Raw genomic sequence first — 17,479 nt, forward strand, 5'->3', positions numbered from 1 at the left:
CCCTCCGTGCGTCCGGCGGAGCTGGATCAGGTCAGTTGACGCTGCCCATGAGGGCCTTGACCTTCTTGCGGTACATCCAGACCGCGAAGGCCGCCACCAGGGCCAGGACCGCCTCCAGGGCGACGAAGCCCATCCTGTCGAGGTTCACCCCGCCAACGGCCGGGTTCGACAGCAGAGCGGTGACCGAGTCGCCCGCGGTGACCGCGAGGAACCAGACGCCCATCATCTGCGAGGCGTACTTCTTCGGCGCCATCTTCGTGGTGACCGACAGGCCCACCGGCGACAGCGCCAGCTCACCGACGGTCTGCACGAAGTAGATCGCCACCAGCCACATCGCCGCGGCCTTGTGGCCGCCCTCGGCGATCGACAGGGGTGCGAGGAAGAGGAAGAAGGACGCGCCGATCAGGGCCAGGCCGACGGAGAACTTCACGACCGTGCTCGGCTCCTTGCCGCGCCGGTTCAGCCACAGCCACATCCAGGCGAAGACCGGGGCCAGCGCCATGATCATGATCGGGTTGACCGACTGGTACCAGGAGACCGGGAAGCCCCAGCCGGCGATCGTGTTCTCGGCCGAGTTGTCGGCGAACAGCGACAGGGTGGACCCGCCCTGGTCGTAGATCATCCAGAAGACGGCGGCGGCGGCGAAGAACCAGATGTACGCGGAGACCTTCGAGCGCTCGGCCGGCTCCAGGTCCTTGTCGCGGTAGATCCGGGCGATCACCAGGATCGGGACGACCAGGCCGATGACCGTCAGCGGGATCAGCGCCCAGTTCAGCGTGAAGTGACCGGTGCCGCCCACGAGGGCGTAGAAGACCGCGGCGACGGCGAGCCAGATCAGGCCCTTGCGCAGCGTGGACCTCCGCTCCTCGGCGGACAGCGGGGTCGGGACCTCGTCGCTCCGCTCGGCGAGGTTACGTCCGCCCAGCAGGTACTGGATCAGGCCCACCGCCATGCCGAGCGCGGCCAGCGCGAAGCCGAGGTGCCAGTTGACGTTCTCGCCTACCGTGCCGATGACCAGCGGGGCGATGAAGGCGCCCAGGTTGATGCCGATGTAGAAGAGGGTGAAGCCACCGTCACGGCGCGGGTCGTCCGCGCCCCTGTACAGGTGGCCGACCATCGTGGAGATGTTGGCCTTCAGCAGACCCGAGCCGATGGCGACCAGCACCAGGCCGACGTAGAAGCTCGCGGTGACCGGCAGCGCCAGGCACAGGTGGCCGAGCATGATGACGAGACCGGAGACGGCCACCGTCCTGCGGGGACCGAGCAGGCGGTCGGCGACCCAGCCGCCGGGCAGGGAGAGCAGGTACACGAGCGACAGGTACACCGAGTAGATGGCCGTCGCGGTGCCCGCGCTCAGGTGCAGGCCGCCCGGGGCGACCAGGTACAGCGGGAGCAGGGCCCTCATGCCGTAGTAGGAGAACCGCTCCCACATCTCGGTCATGAAAAGAGTGGCCAAGCCTCGGGGGTGGCCGAAGAAGGTCTTCCCGTCACCCGGGGTCTCCGGGCGGACCGAGTCCTTCGTCAGGCTGGACGCCATGGTCGTTCCTTGCTGGTCGGGACGCGCGAGGGAGCGCTGCGCGCCCGGTGGGGGTACGGCCGGCACCTGCAGGGTCGGGAGTCCGCCCCCACGCCTCGGGGGGTGCCGCGTCGAGGACTCGACAGCGGAGGACGGCGACCACCGGGTTCCACGCTCCGACGCGTCACTGCGTACGGAGCCCGGCCAGAGGTCATTCGTCGCAGGCCGATCGGAGTCGGCCCGCACAGAAAAGGAGACTTTCGGCGTCATATGCCCGCCAAAAGTCCCCCGGTGTGCTAGAGGTGCTCAGATAACCATACGGCAGGACAGTGCCGGATATGGAAGGACTTGAGACACGGATCACAGGGATCAGGCGACCCGCGCGACCTGTTTCCAAGGTCGCTTCCGCGATCGCATCCCACCGTCACTGGTTTGTCCCAGCAGGGCACAAAGGTAAGAGCACTGCCGCCGACCACACCCCGGGCCCACGCGCGAGCGGTCTACCATCAGCTCATGACCCGTGTACTGCTCGCCGAGGACGACGCGTCCATCTCGGAGCCGCTGGCCCGCGCTCTGCGCCGCGAAGGTTACGAGGTCGAGGTGCGCGAGGACGGCCCCCGCGCGCTCGACGCCGGACTCCAGGGCGGTGTCGATCTCGTCGTGCTGGACCTGGGCCTGCCGGGCATGGACGGCCTGGAGGTCGCCCGCCGGCTGCGTGCCGACGGCCACACCGTGCCGATCCTGATCCTGACCGCGCGAGCCGACGAGGTCGACACCGTCGTGGGCCTCGACGCGGGCGCCGACGACTACGTCACCAAGCCCTTCCGGCTCGCCGAGCTGCTGGCCCGGGTCCGGGCCCTGCTGCGGCGCGGCTCGACGGAGCCCCAGCAGCCGGCGGCCACGCACGGCGTGCGGATCGACGTCGAGTCGCACCGGGCCTGGATGGGCGAGGAGGAGCTCCAGCTCACGGCCAAGGAGTTCGACCTGCTGCGGGTGCTGGTGCGGGACGCGGGGCGGGTCGTCACCCGGGACCAGCTCATGCGCGAGGTCTGGGACACGACGTGGTGGTCCTCCACCAAGACCCTCGACATGCACATCTCCTGGCTGCGCAAGAAGCTGGGCGACGACGCGGCGAACCCCCGGTACATCGCCACGGTCCGGGGTGTGGGATTCCGCTTCGAGAAGAGCTGAGGCCCACGCCCTGAAAGGCAAGGGACACTGGGTCTCCCAGTACTCCCGGAGGACCCGTGCGTCGTCGTCTTATTCAGTCCACGCTGGCCGTCGTGCTGGTGGTGATCGCCGTGTTCGGGGTCTCACTGGTGATCGTGGAGACGCGGACGATCAGCGACAGCGCCCAGGAACGGGTCGACTCCGAGGCGGTCCGGCTGGCCAGCATCGTGGACAGCCGCATCCTCGCCGCCGAGAACGTCAACGCCGACGTGCTGCGCAACCCGGTCAGCAAGACCCAGTACGCGGTGATCCGGATGCCCGGCCGGGCCCCGATCGAGATCGGCACCGAGCCCCAGGGCGACGTCATCCACTCCACGCAGTACGGCGAGGAGGGTGAGACGGTCACCGTGCAGGAGCCCCGCTCCGCCGTGACCCGCGAGGTCGGCCGCACCCTGCTGATCATCGGCCTGGTCGCTCTGCTCGCCGTGATCGCCGCCGTCCTGCTCGCCGTACGCCAGGCCAACCGGCTGGCCTCCCCGCTCACCGACCTCGCCGAGACCGCCGAGCGTCTCGGCTCCGGCGACCCCCGCCCCCGCCACAAGCGTTACGGCGTCCCCGAGCTGGACCGGGTAGCCGATGTGCTGGACTCCTCCGCCGAGCGCATCGGGCGGATGCTGACCGCCGAACGGCGCCTCGCTGCCGACGCCTCCCACCAGCTGCGTACGCCCCTCACGGCGCTCTCCATGCGGCTGGAGGAGATCACCCTCACCGACGAGCCGGAGACGGTGAAGGAGGAGGCCACCATCGCGCTGACCCAGGTGGAGCGGCTCACCGACGTGGTGGAGCGGCTGCTGACCAACTCGCGCGACCCGCGTACCGGCTCCGCCGTCACCTTCGACCTGGACGAGGTGATCCAGCAGCAGCTCGCCGAGTGGCGCCCCGCCTACCGCAGCGCGGGCCGGGCCGTCGTCAGCTCCGGCAAGCGGCACCTGACGGCGGTCGGCACGCCCGGCGCCGTCGCGCAGGTGCTGGCCGCGCTGATCGAGAACTCGCTGATGCACGGCGGCGGCACCGTCGCCCTGCGCACCCGGGTCACCGGCAACCAGGCCGTGATCGAGGTCACCGACGAGGGCCCCGGCGTCCCCGCCGACCTCGGCGCGCGGATCTTCGAGCGGACCATCAGCGGCCGCAACTCCACCGGGATCGGCCTGGCCGTCGCCCGCGACCTCGCCGAGGCGGACGGCGGACGGCTGGAGCTGCTCCAGACGCATCCACCGGTCTTCGGCCTGTTCCTCTCCCGCACGGCGCCCGCCGGCAAGGGCGACAAGGGGCAGGAGCCCACGGTCCGCTAGCGGACCCGCGCCGGGTTCTCCGGCTCGTGCCGGGCCACCGGCTCCCTGCCGCCCTCGCTGGGCAGCGCGCGGAACACCCAGGTCCGGTACGACCAGAAGCGGAACAGCGTGGCCACGCCGATGCCGACGAACTTGGACACGTTGCTCTGCAACTGGGTGTCCCAGTGGAAGCCGTAGGTGGCGAGGTACAGCACCCCGTTCTCGATCACCAGGCCGATGGCGCTGAACACCAGGAACAGCATCAGCTCGCGCGGGCGCCCGCCCTTGTCCCGGTCCCGGTACGTCCAGTAGCGGAAACCCAGGTAGTTGAAGACGATGGCTACGATCGTGGCGATGATGCTGGCCCGCACCACGGGCAGGTCGGAGACGTGCCGGACCAGGTTGAACACACCGAGGTTGACCAGCACCCCGGCCCCTCCGACCGCGCCGAACTTGGCCACCTCACGGGCGAGCCGTTCCAGCCCCGAGGAACGACGTTCCATGGCTGTGCTGCTCCCGTCCATAGGTTCTTTCCGGCCCGGCCATGCTATCCACGCGATCCCTCCCGTGCCCGCGCACCCGGCCCCGTCGTGGAAACGGGTCGGCAAGAAGCCGGCAAGGGGCGGGTAAGAGATCCGCGCCGGCCCCGCGCGAGGGCTTACGGACGGCGGCCGTCCGGTCCGGTCCGTACGGCCGATACGCTAGGGGGGTGACGTTCCCGGTAGTCGGCATGGTCGGCGGGGGGCAGCTCGCGCGTATGACGCACGAGGCGGGCATCCCGTTGGGCATCAGGTTCAAGCTCCTCAGTGACACTCCCCAGGATTCCGCGGCGCAGGTCGTGAGCGAAGTCGTCGTCGGCGACTATCGCGACCTCGGCACGCTGCGTGAGTTCGCGCGCGGCTGTGACGTGATCACCTTCGATCACGAGCACGTGCCGACCGAGCACCTCAGGGCACTGGAGGCGGACGGCATCCCCGTCCGGCCCGGCCCCGACGCGCTCGTGCACGCCCAGGACAAGGGCGTGATGCGCGAGAGACTCACGGCGATCGGCGTGCCCTGCCCGCGCCACCGCATCGTGCGCGATCCGGCCGACGTGGCCGCGTTCGCCGCCGAGGGCGAGGGCTTCCCCGTCGTCCTCAAGACGGTGCGCGGCGGCTACGACGGCAAGGGCGTGTGGGTCGTCGGCTCCGAGGCCGAGGCCGCCGAGCCCTTCCGGGCGGGCGTGCCGGTGCTGGCCGAGGAGAAGGTCGACTACGTCCGCGAACTGGCCGCCAACGTCGTACGCTCCCCGCACGGCCAGGCCGTCGCCTACCCGGTGGTGGAGTCCCGGCAGGTGGCCGGCGTCTGCGACACCGTGATCGCGCCCGCGCCCGACCTGGACGAGTCCCTCGCGCTGCACGCCGAGCAGATGGCGCTGAACATCGCCAAGGAACTCGGCGTCGTCGGGCACCTCGCGGTCGAGCTGTTCGAGACCCGCGACGGCCGTGTCCTCGTCAACGAGCTGGCGATGCGTCCCCACAACTCCGGCCACTGGTCGATGGACGGCGCGATCACCTCGCAGTTCGCCAACCACGTCCGCGCGGTCCTCGACCTCCCTCTCGGCGACCCGCGCCCCCGCGCGCCCTGGACGGTCATGGTCAACGTGCTCGGCGGCGACTTCCCGGACATGTACTCCGCGTACCTCCACTGCATGGCCCGCGACCCCCAGCTCAAGATCCACATGTACGGCAAGGACGTGAAACCCGGCCGCAAGGTGGGTCACGTCAACACCTACGGCGATGACCTGGACGACGTGCTGGAGCGCGCGCGTCACGCAGCCGGCTATCTGAAGGGCACGATCACCGAATGAGCCCCGTTGTTGGCATCGTCATGGGGTCGGACTCCGACTGGCCCGTCATGGAGGCCGCCGCCAAGGCCCTCGACGAGTTCGAGATCCCCTACGAGGTGGACGTCGTCTCCGCGCACCGGATGCCGCGCGAGATGGTCGCGTACGGGGAGCGGGCGGCCGACCGGGGGCTGAAGGCCATCATCGCGGGCGCCGGTGGCGCCGCCCACCTGCCCGGCATGCTCGCCTCGGTGACGCCGCTGCCGGTCATCGGTGTGCCCGTGCCGCTGAAGTACCTCGACGGCATGGACTCGCTGCTCTCCATCGTCCAGATGCCGGCCGGCGTGCCCGTGGCCACCGTCTCCGTCGGCGGCGCCCGCAACGCCGGCCTCCTGGCCGCCCGTATGCTCGCCGCGCACGACGAGGACCTCCTCCAGCGGATGCGCGACTTCCAGCAGGATCTGAACGACCAGGCCACGGAGAAGGGCAAGCGCCTCCGCTCCAAGGTCGAGGGATCGGCCGGCTTCGGGTTCGGGAAGTAGGCACGGATGACTCATTCCCCGGACTCTCTGGACCGAGCCCGCGCGCTGCTGCGGGAGTTCCCCGTGGTCGACGGGCACAACGACCTGCCGTGGGCGCTGCGGGAGCAGGTCGCCTACGACCTGGCCGCGCGGGACATCGCCGCCCCGCAGGGCGCCCATCTGCACACCGACCTGCCGCGCCTGCGTGAGGGTGGCGTCGGCGCGCAGTACTGGTCGGTGTACGTCCGTTCGGACCTGCCCGACGCGGTGCCGGCCACGCTGGAGCAGATCGACTGCGTGACGCGGCTGATCGAGCGGTACCCGGACCAGCTGGCGCCCGCGCTGACGGCCGCCGACATGGAGGCGGCCCGCGCCTCCGGCCGGATCGCCTCGCTGATGGGTGCCGAGGGCGGCCACTCCATCGCCAACTCCCTCGGCACGCTGCGGGGGTTGTACGCGCTGGGCGTGCGGTACATGACGCTCACCCACAACGACAACGTGGACTGGGCGGACTCCGCGACCGACGAGCCCAAGGCCGGCGGTCTGACCGCGTTCGGCCGTGAGGTCGTGCGCGAGATGAACCGGCTCGGCATGCTGGTCGACCTCTCCCACGTCGCGGCGACGACGATGCGGGACGCGCTGGACGCCGGCTCGGCGCCGGTGATCTTCTCGCACTCCTCCGCCCGTGCCGTCTGCGACCACCCGCGCAACATCCCGGACGACGTGCTGGAGCGGCTGCCCGCAAACGGCGGCATGGCGATGGTGACCTTCGTACCGAAGTTCGTCCTCCAGGCCGCCGTGGACTGGACGGCCGCCGCCGACGACAACATGCGCGCGCACGGCCTGCACCACCTCGACACCACCGAGGAGGGCATGAAGGTCCACCGGGAGTTCGAGGAGCGCCACCCGCGCCCGGTCGCCACGGTCTCCACGGTCGCCGACCACCTCGACCACATGCGCGAGGTCGCCGGCATCGACCACCTCGGCATCGGCGGCGACTACGACGGCACCGCCTTCACCCCGGACGGCCTCGACGACGTCTCCGGCTACCCGAACCTGATCGCGGAACTGCTGGAGCGCGGCTGGTCCGAGCCGGACCTCGCCAAGCTGACCTGGCAGAACGCGGTCCGGGTCCTGGGCGCGGCGGAGGACGTCGCCCGCGAGCAGCGCGCCGCCCGCCCGGCGTCGCACGCGACGATCGAGTCGCTGGACGGCTAGCCGGCGAGGGCGGGGTAGTCGGTGTAGCCGTCGGCCCCGCCCACGTACATCAGGTACCGCTCGCGGAGCGGGTTGAGCGGGGCGCCGCTGCGCAGCCGGGCCACCAGGTCCGGGTTGGCGATGTAGGGGCGGCCCAGGGCGACCAGGTCCGCGCCGGAGGCCAGCATCTCCCGCGCCGCCCGTGCGACCGCCTCGGTGGTGAGGTCGGTCAGCACCGGGTTGCCGATCAGGGTGCCGGGCCAGTCGGCGCGCAGCCGCCGGTACAGCGCGTCGCCGGGGTCGGCGCGGACCACGTGCAGATAGGCGAGGCCCAGGCCACGCAGACGGTGCAGCAGCGCGGGGTACAGGGCGGCTGTGTCGTCCTCCTGGATGCCGTTGACCGTGCCGCCCGGCGAGATCCGCAGGCCCGTCCGCCCGGCGCCGATCGCGTCGGCCACCGCCTCGGTCACCTCCACGGTGAAGCGCACCCGGTGCCCCACCGGCCCCCCGTACCCGTCCGTGCGGCGGTTGGTGTTCCCGGCGAGAAACTGGTGCAGCAGATGCCCGTTGGCCGAGTGCACCTCCACGCCCTCGAACCCGGCGTCGATCGCCCGCCGGGCGGCGGAGGCGAAGTCGGCGACGGTGGTACGGACGTCGTCGGGCGTCATCGCGCGGGGCACGGGGGCGGGCAGCCGGCCCTGCCGCGTGAAGATCGTCTCCGGGAGCGCGACGGCCGAGGGCGATACCGGGGTCAGGCCCGTCGTCGCCGGGTGGCTGACCCGGCCGCCGTGCTGGAGCTGGAGGAACATGTGCCCGCCGGCCGCCCGCACCGCCTCGGTGACCTTGCGCCAGCCATCGGTGTGCCGGTCGGTGTGCAGCGCGGCGATGTCCGGGTACGTCTGGCCGACCGCGTTCGGGGTCGCGGCCTCGCCGACGATGAGCCCGGCGGAGGCGCGCTGGGCGTAGTAGTCGGCCATGAGCGGGGTCGGGGTGCCGTCCGGCTCCGCGCGGTTGCGGGTGAGCGGGGCCATCAACAGGTGGTGCGGGAGGGCGAGTTGGCCGAGCCGGGCCGGGGCCAGGAAGTCCGTCATGGCCGTACCGTAGAAGCTGACACCGATGTCAGGTTCAAGCCCTGGGGAGGCGCACATGCGGATCGGTGAACTGGCCCGGCGCACCGGCGTGAGCGAGCGGTCGCTGCGCTACTACGAGAGCCGGGGGCTGCTCGCGGCCGAGCGTACGGCGGGCGGCCACCGGGAGTTCCCGGAGGCCGCCGTCGACCGCGTGGTCCGCATCCAGGAGCTGTACGCGGCCGGCCTGCACAGCGACCGCATCCGCCACCTCCTTCCCTGCATGCGCGACCAGGACGGCGGCCCCTCCGCCCAGGCCACCCCCCGCCTCCTCGCCGACCTCACCGAGGAACGCCTCCGCATAGACCGCCTCATCACCGACCTCCACCGCACCAGAGACACCCTGGACGAGGTCATCGAGGCGGCGGGGGGCGAGTGATGTGCTGCACGGTGCGGCCTGGTAACGGAAAGTGGTACGTACGGAGTACCGGTTCCCGGTACCACCAGGGAAGGACGACGGACCATGACCTAAGCGCCAGTGAGGCACGTCGGGATCTGTACCCCCTGATCAAGCGCGTCAACGACGATCACGAGCCGGTACGTATCAGTTCGCGGGGTGGGGACGCCGTCCTGATGTCCGCCGAGGACTACGAGTCCTGGCAGGAGACGGTGTACCTGCTGCGTTCACCCGCCAACGCCCGGCGCCTGATGGAGGCGGTCGCCCGCGACAAGGCGGCGGCCGGCGCCGTCACCAAGTCGCTGGACGAACTGCGTGAGCTGGCGGGTGAGGGGTGAGGAGTGTCCACTTCGATCCGGACGCATGGGAGGACTTCCTCTTCCGGCTTGCCGCCGACCGTCGGATGGCGCGCCGGATCACCCGGCTCATCGCGGAGATCCAGCGGGACCCTTTCATCGGCATCGGCAAGCCGGAGCCGCTCAAGGCCGATCTGTCCGGCTACTGGTCCCGTCGGATCGATGACGAGCACCGGCTGGTGTACCGGGCCGACGACAAGGAAGTGAAGATCGTCAAAGCCCGGTACCACTACAGCTGACCCTCCGAGGGGTTCAGCAGGCGCAGAGGCAGAACGGGTGCCCCGCCGGGTCGGCGTAGACGCGCCAGGTGCGGGTGGGGGCGTCGGTGTCCAGAGGCTTGGCGCCCAGGGTGAGGATCTGCCGTTCGGCTTCGTCCAGATCGGGGACCGTGAGGTCGAGGTGGAACTGCTGGGGGGTGTCGGGGGAGGGCCAGGTCGGGGGGACGTGGTCCGGGGCGCGCTGGAAGGCGACGGTCTGGCCGGCGGGGGTGCGCAGGTCCACCCAGTCGGCGTCCCCCTCCACCGTGCCGCCCAGGATCGCGGCGTAGAAACCGGCCAGTGCCTCGGGGTCGGGACAGTCCAGGACGACCGCGCCCAGCTCGGCGAGAGCCATGGCTTCCTCCTTGGTTACTAGTAAAGCTCGGTTACCGGTAACGGTTACCTCATGATCCCGAATGAGGGGTAACGTCGCAAGCATGAGTGAGAGATCGGCCGCGCCGGGCAGCCTCGCCCTGGTGGAGTCGCTGGTGAACACCCTGGACATCGAGAGCGGCCGGGACGCGCTCGACACCGAGGAGGGCCGTGCGGCCCTCGGGATCGGGGCCGGCGAGCTGGACATTGCCCGCGCGCTGCGCGAGTCGCTGCGCGCCGTGCTCCTCGCGCACGCGGGACACCCGCCGCACGCCACGGTCACCCCGCTCGGCGAACTGCTCGCCCACGCCCCCCTGTTGGTCGTCGTGGACGACACCGACGGCTCCGCAGCCCTCGCCCCCGCCGACACCGGCCCGCTGCCGTCCCGTATCGCCGCCGCCGTCGCCGGTGCGCTGGCCGACGGCACCTGGCAGCGGCTCAAGGCGTGCGAGGCGCCGGACTGCCACTGGGCCTACTACGACCGCAGCCCCGCCGGGCGGGGCCGCTGGTGCTCGATGCGGGTGTGCGGGGCGCGCGCGAAGATGCGCCGCTACCGGGCCAAGGACAGGTAAGAGCCGGGGGGTTACGCGGCCGCCACCCGGCCCGGTGGTGCAGAATGCGCACAGACGCCGGTTCGGCCGACTGAGCCTCGGCCGAACCGGCGTCGTACACGAAGAAAGGTCAAGCGGTCGGGCGGCCCATCGCGCGGAACGTCCAGCCCGCCTCGCGCCACGGCACCGGGTCCAGCGCGTTCCGCCCGTCCAGCACGACCCGCGACGCCGCGGCCTCGCCCAGCTCCGCCGGGTCCAGCTCGCGGAACTCCCGCCACTCGGTCAGATGCAGCACCACGTCCGCGCCCTCCACCGCCTCCCGTGCCGACTCGGCGTAGCCCAGCGTCGGGAACAGCTTGCGGGCGTTCGCCATGCCCTTGGGGTCGTACACCGTGACCTGGCCGCCCTGGAGGTGTATCTGACCGGCCACGTTGAGCGCGGGGGAGTCCCGGACGTCGTCGGAGTCGGGCTTGAAGGTGGCGCCGAGCACCGCGACCCGCTTGCCGAGGAACGCGCCCCCGCCGAGCGCCTCCCGCGCCATCTCCACCATCGCGCCGCGCCGGCGCATGTTGACGGAGTCGATCTCGCGGAGGAAGGTGAGCGCCTGGTCCGCGCCCAGCTCACCGGCGCGGGCCATGAAGGCACGGATGTCCTTGGGCAGGCAGCCGCCGCCGAAGCCGATCCCGGCCCGCAGGAACTTCTTACCGATCCGCTCGTCGTGCCCGATGGCCTCAGCGAGCTTCATCACGTCCCCGTCGGCGGCCTCGCACACCTCCGCCATCGCGTTGATGAAGGAGATCTTGGTGGCGAGGAAGGAGTTCGCGGCCGTCTTCACCAGCTCGGCGGTCGGGAAGTCGGTCACCACGAAGGGGGTGCCCTCACCGAGCGGGGTCGCGTACACCTCACGCAGCAGCTTCTCCGCCCGCTCCCCGCGCACGCCGACGACGATCCGGTCCGGGTGCAGGGTGTCCTGGACGGCGAAGCCCTCGCGCAGGAACTCGGGGTTCCAGGCCAGCTCGGCATCGGCTCCGGCGGGCGCGTGCCCGGCGAGGTAGGCGGCGAGCCGGTCGGCCGAGCCCACCGGCACCGTCGACTTGCCGACCACCAGGGCGGGGCGGCGCAGATGCGGTGCGAGAGAGGCGATGGCGGAGTCGACGTAGCTCATGTCGCAGGCGTACTCGCCGTGCTTCTGCGGGGTGTTCACGCAGACGAAGTGCACGTCACCGAAGTCCGCGGCCTCGGCGAAGTCGGTGGTGAAGCGGAGCCGGCCGGTGGAGCCCTCGATGCCCGCGACATGCGCGCGCAGCAGCTTGTCCAGGCCGGGCTCGTACATCGGGGTCTCGCCCCGCTCCAGCATCGCGATCTTCTCCGGGACCACGTCGAGCCCCAGCACCTCGAAGCCGAGTTCGGCCATGGCCGCGGCGTGCGTGGCGCCGAGATAGCCGGTGCCGATCACGGTGATCTTGAGGCTCATGGGTGCTCCAGCCGGGGTACGTCGATGATGCGGCCCCCGAGCATAGTCGCGCCCAGGGGGCTGTCTCGTCCGGGGGAAATCTCCCGCTGTCGCCAAGCTCACCTATGCGGGCCGGGAGCGGCGCTCTAAACTTTCAGTTACTTAACGGTAATTAGCGTCAGTATCACAGCGTCTTTGGAGCGTGAGTGACCGTGGCCGGATCGGCTGACTTCGACCTGTACCGCCCGTTGGAGGAGCACGACATGCTCCGCGACAGCGTCCGCTCGCTGGTCGAGGCGAAGATCGCGCCGTTCGCCGCCGCCGTGGACGAGGAGGCCCGCTTCCCGCAGGAGGCGCTGGACGCGCTGGTCGCGGGCGACCTGCACGCGGTGCACGTCCCGGAGGTGTTCGGCGGTGCGGGCGCCGACGCGCTCGCCACGGTCATCGTGATCGAGGAGGTGGCCCGCGCCTGCGTGTCCTCCTCCCTGATCCCGGCCGTGAACAAGCTCGGCTCCCTTCCGGTGATCCTGTCCGGTTCCGAGGAGCTGAAGAAGAAGTACCTGGGCCCGCTCGCCAAGGGCGACGCGATGTTCTCGTACTGCCTCTCCGAGCCGGACGCCGGTTCCGACGCGGTCGGCATGAAGACCAGGGCGGTCCGTGACGGCGACTTCTGGGTGCTCGACGGCGTGAAGCGCTGGATCACCAACGCGGGTGTCTCCGAGTACTACACGGTGATGGCGGTCACCGACCCGACCAAGCGCTCCAAGGGCATCTCCGCCTTCGTGGTCGAGAAGTCGGACGAGGGTGTCTCCTTCGGCGCCCCGGAGAAGAAGCTCGGCATCAAGGGCTCCCCGACCCGCGAGGTCTACCTCGACAACGTGCGCATCCCCGCCGACCGCATGATCGGCGAGGAGGGCACCGGCTTCGCCACCGCGATGAAGACGCTGGACCACACCCGCATCACCATCGCCGCCCAGGCCCTCGGTGTCGCCCAGGGCGCCCTGGACTACGCCAAGGGCTATGTCCAGGAGCGCAAGCAGTTCGGCAAGCCGATCGCCGACTTCCAGGGCATCCAGTTCATGCTGGCCGACATGGCGATGAAGATCGCCGCCGCCCGCGCCCTGACCTACCAGGCCGCGGCCGCCTCCGAGCGCGGCGACGCCGACCTCACCTTCCAGGGCGCGGCCGCCAAGTGCTTCGCCTCGGACGTGGCGATGGAGGTCACCACCGACGCCGTCCAGCTCCTCGGCGGCTACGGCTACACCCGTGACTACCCGGTCGAGCGCATGATGCGCGACGCCAAGATCACCCAGATCTACGAGGGCACGAACCAGGTGCAGCGGATCGTGATGGCAAGGAACCTTCCGTAGCGGGGTTTTTGCAGGTCAGAAGCTTTTTCGAGGGTCCGCAGGGACACCCTTGGCTTTCTGTCCGTTGCGGCCCGATCGGGGCCGTTCCTGGGCGTCATGCTGGGGGAACCCTGGGTAGATGCCGGGCTGAAAACGGCCGCTGACCTGCACAGACAACACAGCCCCCGGCGCGATGCCGGGGGCTGTTGTCGTACGCGGATCGGGCGACTCCAGACTCGTCCGCCGGGTCGTCGGCGCCGGGCGTCAACTTCGTTGCGATGACGGCCGCGTAGAGGTAGCCGGTCCGCGTCACGTTGGGGAAGAGAAGCCGCTCCGGCCCCCATACGCCGTGGTCAAGGATGTGGCGCAGGAAGTACGCGACCCTGCCATGGTCCTGCACTGCCACGTCACGCCCTCTGACTGGGCCAAATACGTGGGCGAGTCCGAAGCGGCGGGTGGCTCGTACAACAGAATCCTTACCTTCCTGCTGAGGTCGGTGCCCCTGTTGGATGGGCTGCCTCTCCGAAGGTGAAGCGTCAGCCGCTCAGCCTTGAGGACAAGGTGCGGGCCCGGTCGAGATGCATGGCGGTCGGGCTACGTCCTCTCAGGTTCTCCCGTTCGTTGGGGCGACGGCCGCTGAGGTCAAGGAACTGTCCGGAATCATCGTGACCGTGGAACGGTCGGGGAAGTCCGGCCGACCGGCCACCGTTTTCACAATCCGCGGTGACAGTTCTGGTGACTCCGTGCCGCAGCCGGCCAGCACGGACAGCAACGAGAACCGAGACACTTCCCGTCACTCAGAAGCAGCGCCGGCCAGCGCGGAGCGTGAGCAGCACCGCGCAAGCGTCGTGAGCCTGGACGCTTACCGCCCTGCCCCCAAGCAGGCCCGAAGCCTGTGCCCGAACCGAAGCGGTCGGAACCGCTCGGGGACACGAATCCCTTCCGCGCACTGCTCTGCGTGCTCGAACAAACCCAAGAACGCCCCCGCTTACTGGCGGGGGCGTTCCTTTGCGTGCTCAGCGTCGTAGTTCCCGGTACGAGTCCAGCGTCCGCAGTGCAGACATGAGCGTCGGCCGGAAACCGGGACAGTGCCGCTCAGTCGGCAGCGTCCACACGTCCCAGCACACCATGCAGCACATCACCCCCGAGTGTTCCGGGTCAGGCTCCGCGCTACCGCCGCACTGTGGACACTGCATGCTGGCTCTCCTATGCGGCTACGTCGAACTCCCCCAGCTTGGCACCGCTCAGGAAGTCGGTCCACTCGTCGGCCGTGAACTCGACCACCCGGCCGGACACGGTGCTACGGACCGCCACCTTGCCGGGGACGTTGGTGGCCACCTCGACACAGCGGGGGTCGTTGTTGTTGTACTGGCACGCACTGGACGTGCGGAACTCGAAGTCAGGGGCTGCGGTCATGCGGGTGCCTCTCTCTGTGGGAGTGGTGCACTGCACTTGCGACCCGCCCGGTTGCCTACCGGTCCTTCTTCACGTGGTTGGCGAAGCAACCGGGCGGGGACTTGCCCGCCCCTGCCAAGGTTCCCGACTGGGCACGAGGGAGCCCAGTTCGGCACATCCGGCAGGGACGGAGAATGGGGGGCGGGGTCACCACCTGATCGGTTCCAGCTCCCCGCCAGCACAGACCGGGCACGGGACCTCGAACGTGTGATGGCAGGTGGTACAGCCGGCAAATCCGCCGCAGTCCGGACACCAGATCGTGCGGTGACCGGTGCACACTTCGCAGTAGGTCTGTGGCGGTAGCGGTCCCGTGACCTTGGGCTGTGACGGCTCTTTGCGTTCAGGCTTCCGGGCCGGACGGGCTGCCGTGGGCTCACAGCCCACCCCTGCGGCTCCTCGCGTCGGCCTCAGCGACCTTGCCACTCAGTCCCTCTGTCGGCCCGCTCGACGGAGCCTTGTAGTCAGGGCACTTCGGACTGCCGCACTCGCACCGGGGCCAGCGCAAGGCCGAGTCGGGTGCCAGATCCGCTCCTCCGGGGCCGTGGTTGCTCTTCTGGACCGTGAGCACATCATCTACGCCGAAAGCTCCGGAGAGACGTGAGAGGAACTGTCGGGCTTCACTGCTGCCCAGGTGATCAGCCTCTTCGGTCCCATGCGCCCTGCTGTCGCTCACCATGGCGCTCATCTTCTGAGTTCCAGGGCTGAGCTTCCAGCCTGTTTCCTGTTCCCGCAAAAAGTCGTTGCGGATACCCTCGATCAGGTCCCGCATTTCGTCACCGGCCAGCGCAGCCCGCTCAAATCCTTCGAACTTATCAACGTAAAGACTCACATCTCGCGGGTCCGTAACGACGACTTCGGCATGGACGGTTTCAACGGTCACCATGCGGTCGTCACGGATTACGAAGGCATGATTTGCGATGTCGTGTTGCTGAACCCGCAGAGGGACTATCCGGATGTCCACGTGGGAGAGCCGTGAAACAGAGACGATGCGATCAAGCTGAGCAGCCATCATCTGCGGTCGCACGATGCGCCAGCGCAGAACAGGTTCGGTGATGACGAAGCGAAGCGATCTTGTGTTGTCGTAGAGAACCGCTTGCCGTCCGAGTCGCCCGTTGATCGTTCGCGTGAGTGCGTCTTCACTCAGATTGTGGCGTTGCAGAATGGCCCGGATGTACTCGGGAGTCTGGAGCAGGCCCGGAACAAGCGCGGGTTGAAACAGCCGCAGTACAGACATCTGGGCTTCCAGGGCCTTGGCGGCCTGCTGACCCTTGTGGACCCCGATCCGCTTGAGCAGGCGCCACGCCGTAGCCTCTGTCGCTGACGCGCGTGCGGCCTCCGTGTACTCCGCCTTGGCCTCGTCCGAGACGCCGATGGCGGTCAGGATGCGCTCTACGTCCGTGGCGCTGGGTGCCAGCTTCGCATTCTCGATCTTGGACAGCTTGGATGGAGACATGAGGGCGCTGCGGGCCACCGCTTTGGCCTCCTTGCCGGATGCCACTCGCAGCGCCCGCAGCGCGGCTCCAAGCTGTGCTCTGTTCACACCCTGTACTTGGCCCACCATTCGGTGAACGGCTCCGCGTGCGCGAGTGCCGCGTCACGGTACCGCACGAATTCTGCTGTTCGTTCCGGCGGTAGCACTTCCGAACCCAGGTATTTTCCGTCTCCGTCGTAGTTCATCACGGCTACGGATTCGGAGTCGAAGAACCAGAAATCTGGAACGTTCTCCAAGGGATTGGATTCGTTGGTGATGTCGAGGATGAAGAACTCTTCGCCCCCGCTCACGTTCTTGTGGTAGCCCCAGCCGAGTTCGAACCTGAGATAGTCCGTCAGCGGGCGGGACAGGATATGGACCCGATACACCCGCTTCCCCTTCTCGGTGTGCGAGCGTAGTTCTTTGACCCATCCCGCGTTGTAGTCGTCCGGCTGTGGCTCTCCGGCCAAGAATGCCTGGTAGGCATCGACGCTCCCGGACCTGCTGTAGTCGTCCAGGGTCTCCAGCCGGAATGCCTCGCGCTCGAACGCGTCGAAGAGGTCGCCGAGGGTCCTAGACGAGGTTGTCACGGATGGCCTTCTGGATCAGTTCCACAGGGATTTCGACCAGAGTTTCGTGGGCGGGAATCCGAAGCCCGTGGTCGGTCGGTGTCCCACCCTGTACCAGGAAGGTGCCACGATCCGTGGCGTAGATCGTCGGGCAGTCCTTGATGTCGCACGTGCTGACCAGCTTGGTGACCTTCATGGTCTGGGTTTCCCTCTCCCGTACCGCTGTCAGTGCCTCGCATCTGGGTTGATGCTCCCGGCGGGTGAGGCACGGGTCAAGCGATCACGGTTGACAGAACGGGAAACCGCGTCATCTGCGCCTGGCCTGCTCGTATGCGGCGCGAGTGGTGGTGGTGCCTCCAGTGCGCCTCCTGCCTGCGAAGACAGTTGACGATCATGGGGAAATGCTGGGGAGGCCCCGCTGGGAGGGGTATTCATGCAGGCCAGAGCCATATGGCCTGTAAAGCACCCAGATCTACGAGGGCACGAACCAGGTGCAGCGGATCGTGATGGCCCGTAACCTGCCGAAGTAGCCGGTACGCCGAAGGCGCCTCCCCCGCTCGCT

General features: G+C 69.2%; 17 protein-coding genes and 2 pseudogenes. 10 read left to right on the forward strand and 9 right to left on the reverse strand.

Annotated features, from left to right (window positions below):
- Window positions 1-31: 31 nt before the first annotated feature.
- Window positions 32-1,537 (reverse strand): peptide MFS transporter, encoded by a 1,506-nt coding sequence (locus ACFWN1_RS22890; protein WP_384364891.1) that lies wholly within the window; start codon window positions 1,535-1,537, stop codon window positions 32-34.
- 492 nt (window positions 1,538-2,029) lie between these two features.
- Here ACFWN1_RS22890 and ACFWN1_RS22895 point away from each other — a divergent pair, with 492 nt between their 5' ends.
- Window positions 2,030-2,707: a response regulator transcription factor gene (locus ACFWN1_RS22895; protein ID WP_384364894.1), complete on the forward strand. Its 678-nt coding sequence runs from the start codon at window positions 2,030-2,032 to the stop codon at window positions 2,705-2,707.
- Window positions 2,708-2,763: 56 nt separating this feature from the next.
- A complete protein-coding gene (locus ACFWN1_RS22900) occupies window positions 2,764-4,038 on the forward strand; it encodes an ATP-binding protein (protein WP_384364897.1) in 1,275 nt (424 codons plus the stop codon).
- Here the strand turns inward: ACFWN1_RS22900 and ACFWN1_RS22905 are convergent.
- On the reverse strand, window positions 4,035-4,520 hold the full coding sequence (locus ACFWN1_RS22905) for a GtrA family protein (RefSeq protein ID WP_384364900.1): 486 nt from the start codon (window positions 4,518-4,520) through the stop codon (window positions 4,035-4,037). The two genes, ACFWN1_RS22900 and ACFWN1_RS22905, sit on opposite strands and share 4 nt — an antisense overlap.
- A 206-nt stretch (window positions 4,521-4,726) precedes the next feature.
- On the opposite strand from ACFWN1_RS22905, the gene ACFWN1_RS22910 reads away from it, so the two are divergent.
- From ACFWN1_RS22910 to ACFWN1_RS22920, 3 genes are read left to right on the forward strand one after another with little or no spacing between them, the layout of a single operon-like run.
- A complete protein-coding gene (locus tag ACFWN1_RS22910; protein ID WP_384364903.1) occupies window positions 4,727-5,866 on the forward strand; it encodes a 5-(carboxyamino)imidazole ribonucleotide synthase in 1,140 nt (379 codons plus the stop codon).
- Entirely contained in the window at window positions 5,863-6,384 is a 522-nt protein-coding gene (gene purE / locus ACFWN1_RS22915; RefSeq protein ID WP_384364906.1) for a 5-(carboxyamino)imidazole ribonucleotide mutase, read from the forward strand. Before ACFWN1_RS22910 ends, purE begins: the two co-directional genes overlap by 4 nt.
- Window positions 6,385-6,390: 6 nt before the next feature.
- Complete coding sequence (locus ACFWN1_RS22920) at window positions 6,391-7,581, forward strand: dipeptidase (protein ID WP_384364909.1); 1,191 nt, start codon at window positions 6,391-6,393, stop codon at window positions 7,579-7,581.
- Here ACFWN1_RS22920 and ACFWN1_RS22925 read toward each other — a convergent pair.
- Window positions 7,578-8,651 (reverse strand): alkene reductase, encoded by a 1,074-nt coding sequence (locus ACFWN1_RS22925; protein ID WP_384364912.1) that lies wholly within the window; start codon window positions 8,649-8,651, stop codon window positions 7,578-7,580. The two genes, ACFWN1_RS22920 and ACFWN1_RS22925, sit on opposite strands and share 4 nt — an antisense overlap.
- A 55-nt stretch (window positions 8,652-8,706) precedes the next feature.
- Here ACFWN1_RS22925 and ACFWN1_RS22930 point away from each other — a divergent pair, with 55 nt between their 5' ends.
- The 3 genes and pseudogenes from ACFWN1_RS22930 to ACFWN1_RS22940 all read left to right on the forward strand — a co-directional run bounded on the left by ACFWN1_RS22930 (window position 8,707) and on the right by ACFWN1_RS22940 (window position 9,679).
- Entirely contained in the window at window positions 8,707-9,066 is a 360-nt protein-coding gene (locus ACFWN1_RS22930) for a MerR family transcriptional regulator (protein ID WP_384364915.1), read from the forward strand.
- 89 nt (window positions 9,067-9,155) lie between these two features.
- A pseudogene (locus ACFWN1_RS22935) lies at window positions 9,156-9,422 on the forward strand (type II toxin-antitoxin system Phd/YefM family antitoxin); the annotation flags it as partial.
- Complete coding sequence (locus ACFWN1_RS22940; protein ID WP_384364918.1) at window positions 9,419-9,679, forward strand: Txe/YoeB family addiction module toxin; 261 nt, start codon at window positions 9,419-9,421, stop codon at window positions 9,677-9,679. The pseudogene ACFWN1_RS22935 and the gene ACFWN1_RS22940, both read left to right, overlap by 4 nt.
- A 13-nt stretch (window positions 9,680-9,692) precedes the next feature.
- Here ACFWN1_RS22940 and ACFWN1_RS22945 read toward each other — a convergent pair whose 3' ends face one another.
- Entirely contained in the window at window positions 9,693-10,052 is a 360-nt protein-coding gene (locus ACFWN1_RS22945) for a VOC family protein (RefSeq protein WP_384364921.1), read from the reverse strand.
- Window positions 10,053-10,134: 82 nt separating this feature from the next.
- Here ACFWN1_RS22945 and ACFWN1_RS22950 point away from each other — a divergent pair, with 82 nt between their 5' ends.
- On the forward strand, window positions 10,135-10,641 hold the full coding sequence (locus ACFWN1_RS22950) for a CGNR zinc finger domain-containing protein (protein WP_384364924.1): 507 nt from the start codon (window positions 10,135-10,137) through the stop codon (window positions 10,639-10,641).
- Between the two features lie 109 nt (window positions 10,642-10,750).
- On the opposite strand, the gene ACFWN1_RS22955 is transcribed toward ACFWN1_RS22950, so the two are convergent.
- Window positions 10,751-12,094 (reverse strand): UDP-glucose dehydrogenase family protein, encoded by a 1,344-nt coding sequence (locus ACFWN1_RS22955; protein ID WP_384364927.1) that lies wholly within the window; start codon window positions 12,092-12,094, stop codon window positions 10,751-10,753.
- 242 nt (window positions 12,095-12,336) lie between these two features.
- Here ACFWN1_RS22955 and ACFWN1_RS22960 point away from each other — a divergent pair, with 242 nt between their 5' ends.
- Window positions 12,337-13,443, forward strand: a complete 1,107-nt coding sequence (locus ACFWN1_RS22960; protein WP_384364939.1) for an acyl-CoA dehydrogenase family protein — start codon at window positions 12,337-12,339, stop codon at window positions 13,441-13,443.
- Between the two features lie 1,185 nt (window positions 13,444-14,628).
- Here the strand turns inward: ACFWN1_RS22960 and ACFWN1_RS22965 are convergent.
- The 4 genes and pseudogenes from ACFWN1_RS22965 to ACFWN1_RS22980 all read right to left on the reverse strand — a co-directional run bounded on the left by ACFWN1_RS22965 (window position 14,629) and on the right by ACFWN1_RS22980 (window position 17,113).
- Entirely contained in the window at window positions 14,629-14,838 is a 210-nt protein-coding gene (locus ACFWN1_RS22965; RefSeq protein WP_384364930.1) for a DUF397 domain-containing protein, read from the reverse strand.
- Window positions 14,839-15,592: 754 nt separating this feature from the next.
- Window positions 15,593-16,417: pseudogene (locus tag ACFWN1_RS22970) on the reverse strand (helix-turn-helix domain-containing protein); the annotation flags it as partial.
- Entirely contained in the window at window positions 16,414-16,938 is a 525-nt protein-coding gene (locus ACFWN1_RS22975; RefSeq protein ID WP_384364933.1) for a DUF6879 family protein, read from the reverse strand. The pseudogene ACFWN1_RS22970 and the gene ACFWN1_RS22975, both read right to left, overlap by 4 nt.
- The gene (locus ACFWN1_RS22980) at window positions 16,922-17,113 is read right to left on the reverse strand and encodes a hypothetical protein (RefSeq protein WP_384364936.1); all 192 of its coding nucleotides are present in this window, start codon (window positions 17,111-17,113) and stop codon (window positions 16,922-16,924) included. The genes ACFWN1_RS22975 and ACFWN1_RS22980 overlap by 17 nt, the downstream gene beginning before the upstream one ends.
- Window positions 17,114-17,479: the final 366 nt, after the last annotated feature.

The organism is Streptomyces sp. NPDC058459 (genome assembly GCF_042721685.1).
In the GTDB taxonomy this organism is placed as follows: Bacteria; Actinomycetota; Actinomycetes; order Streptomycetales; family Streptomycetaceae; genus Streptomyces.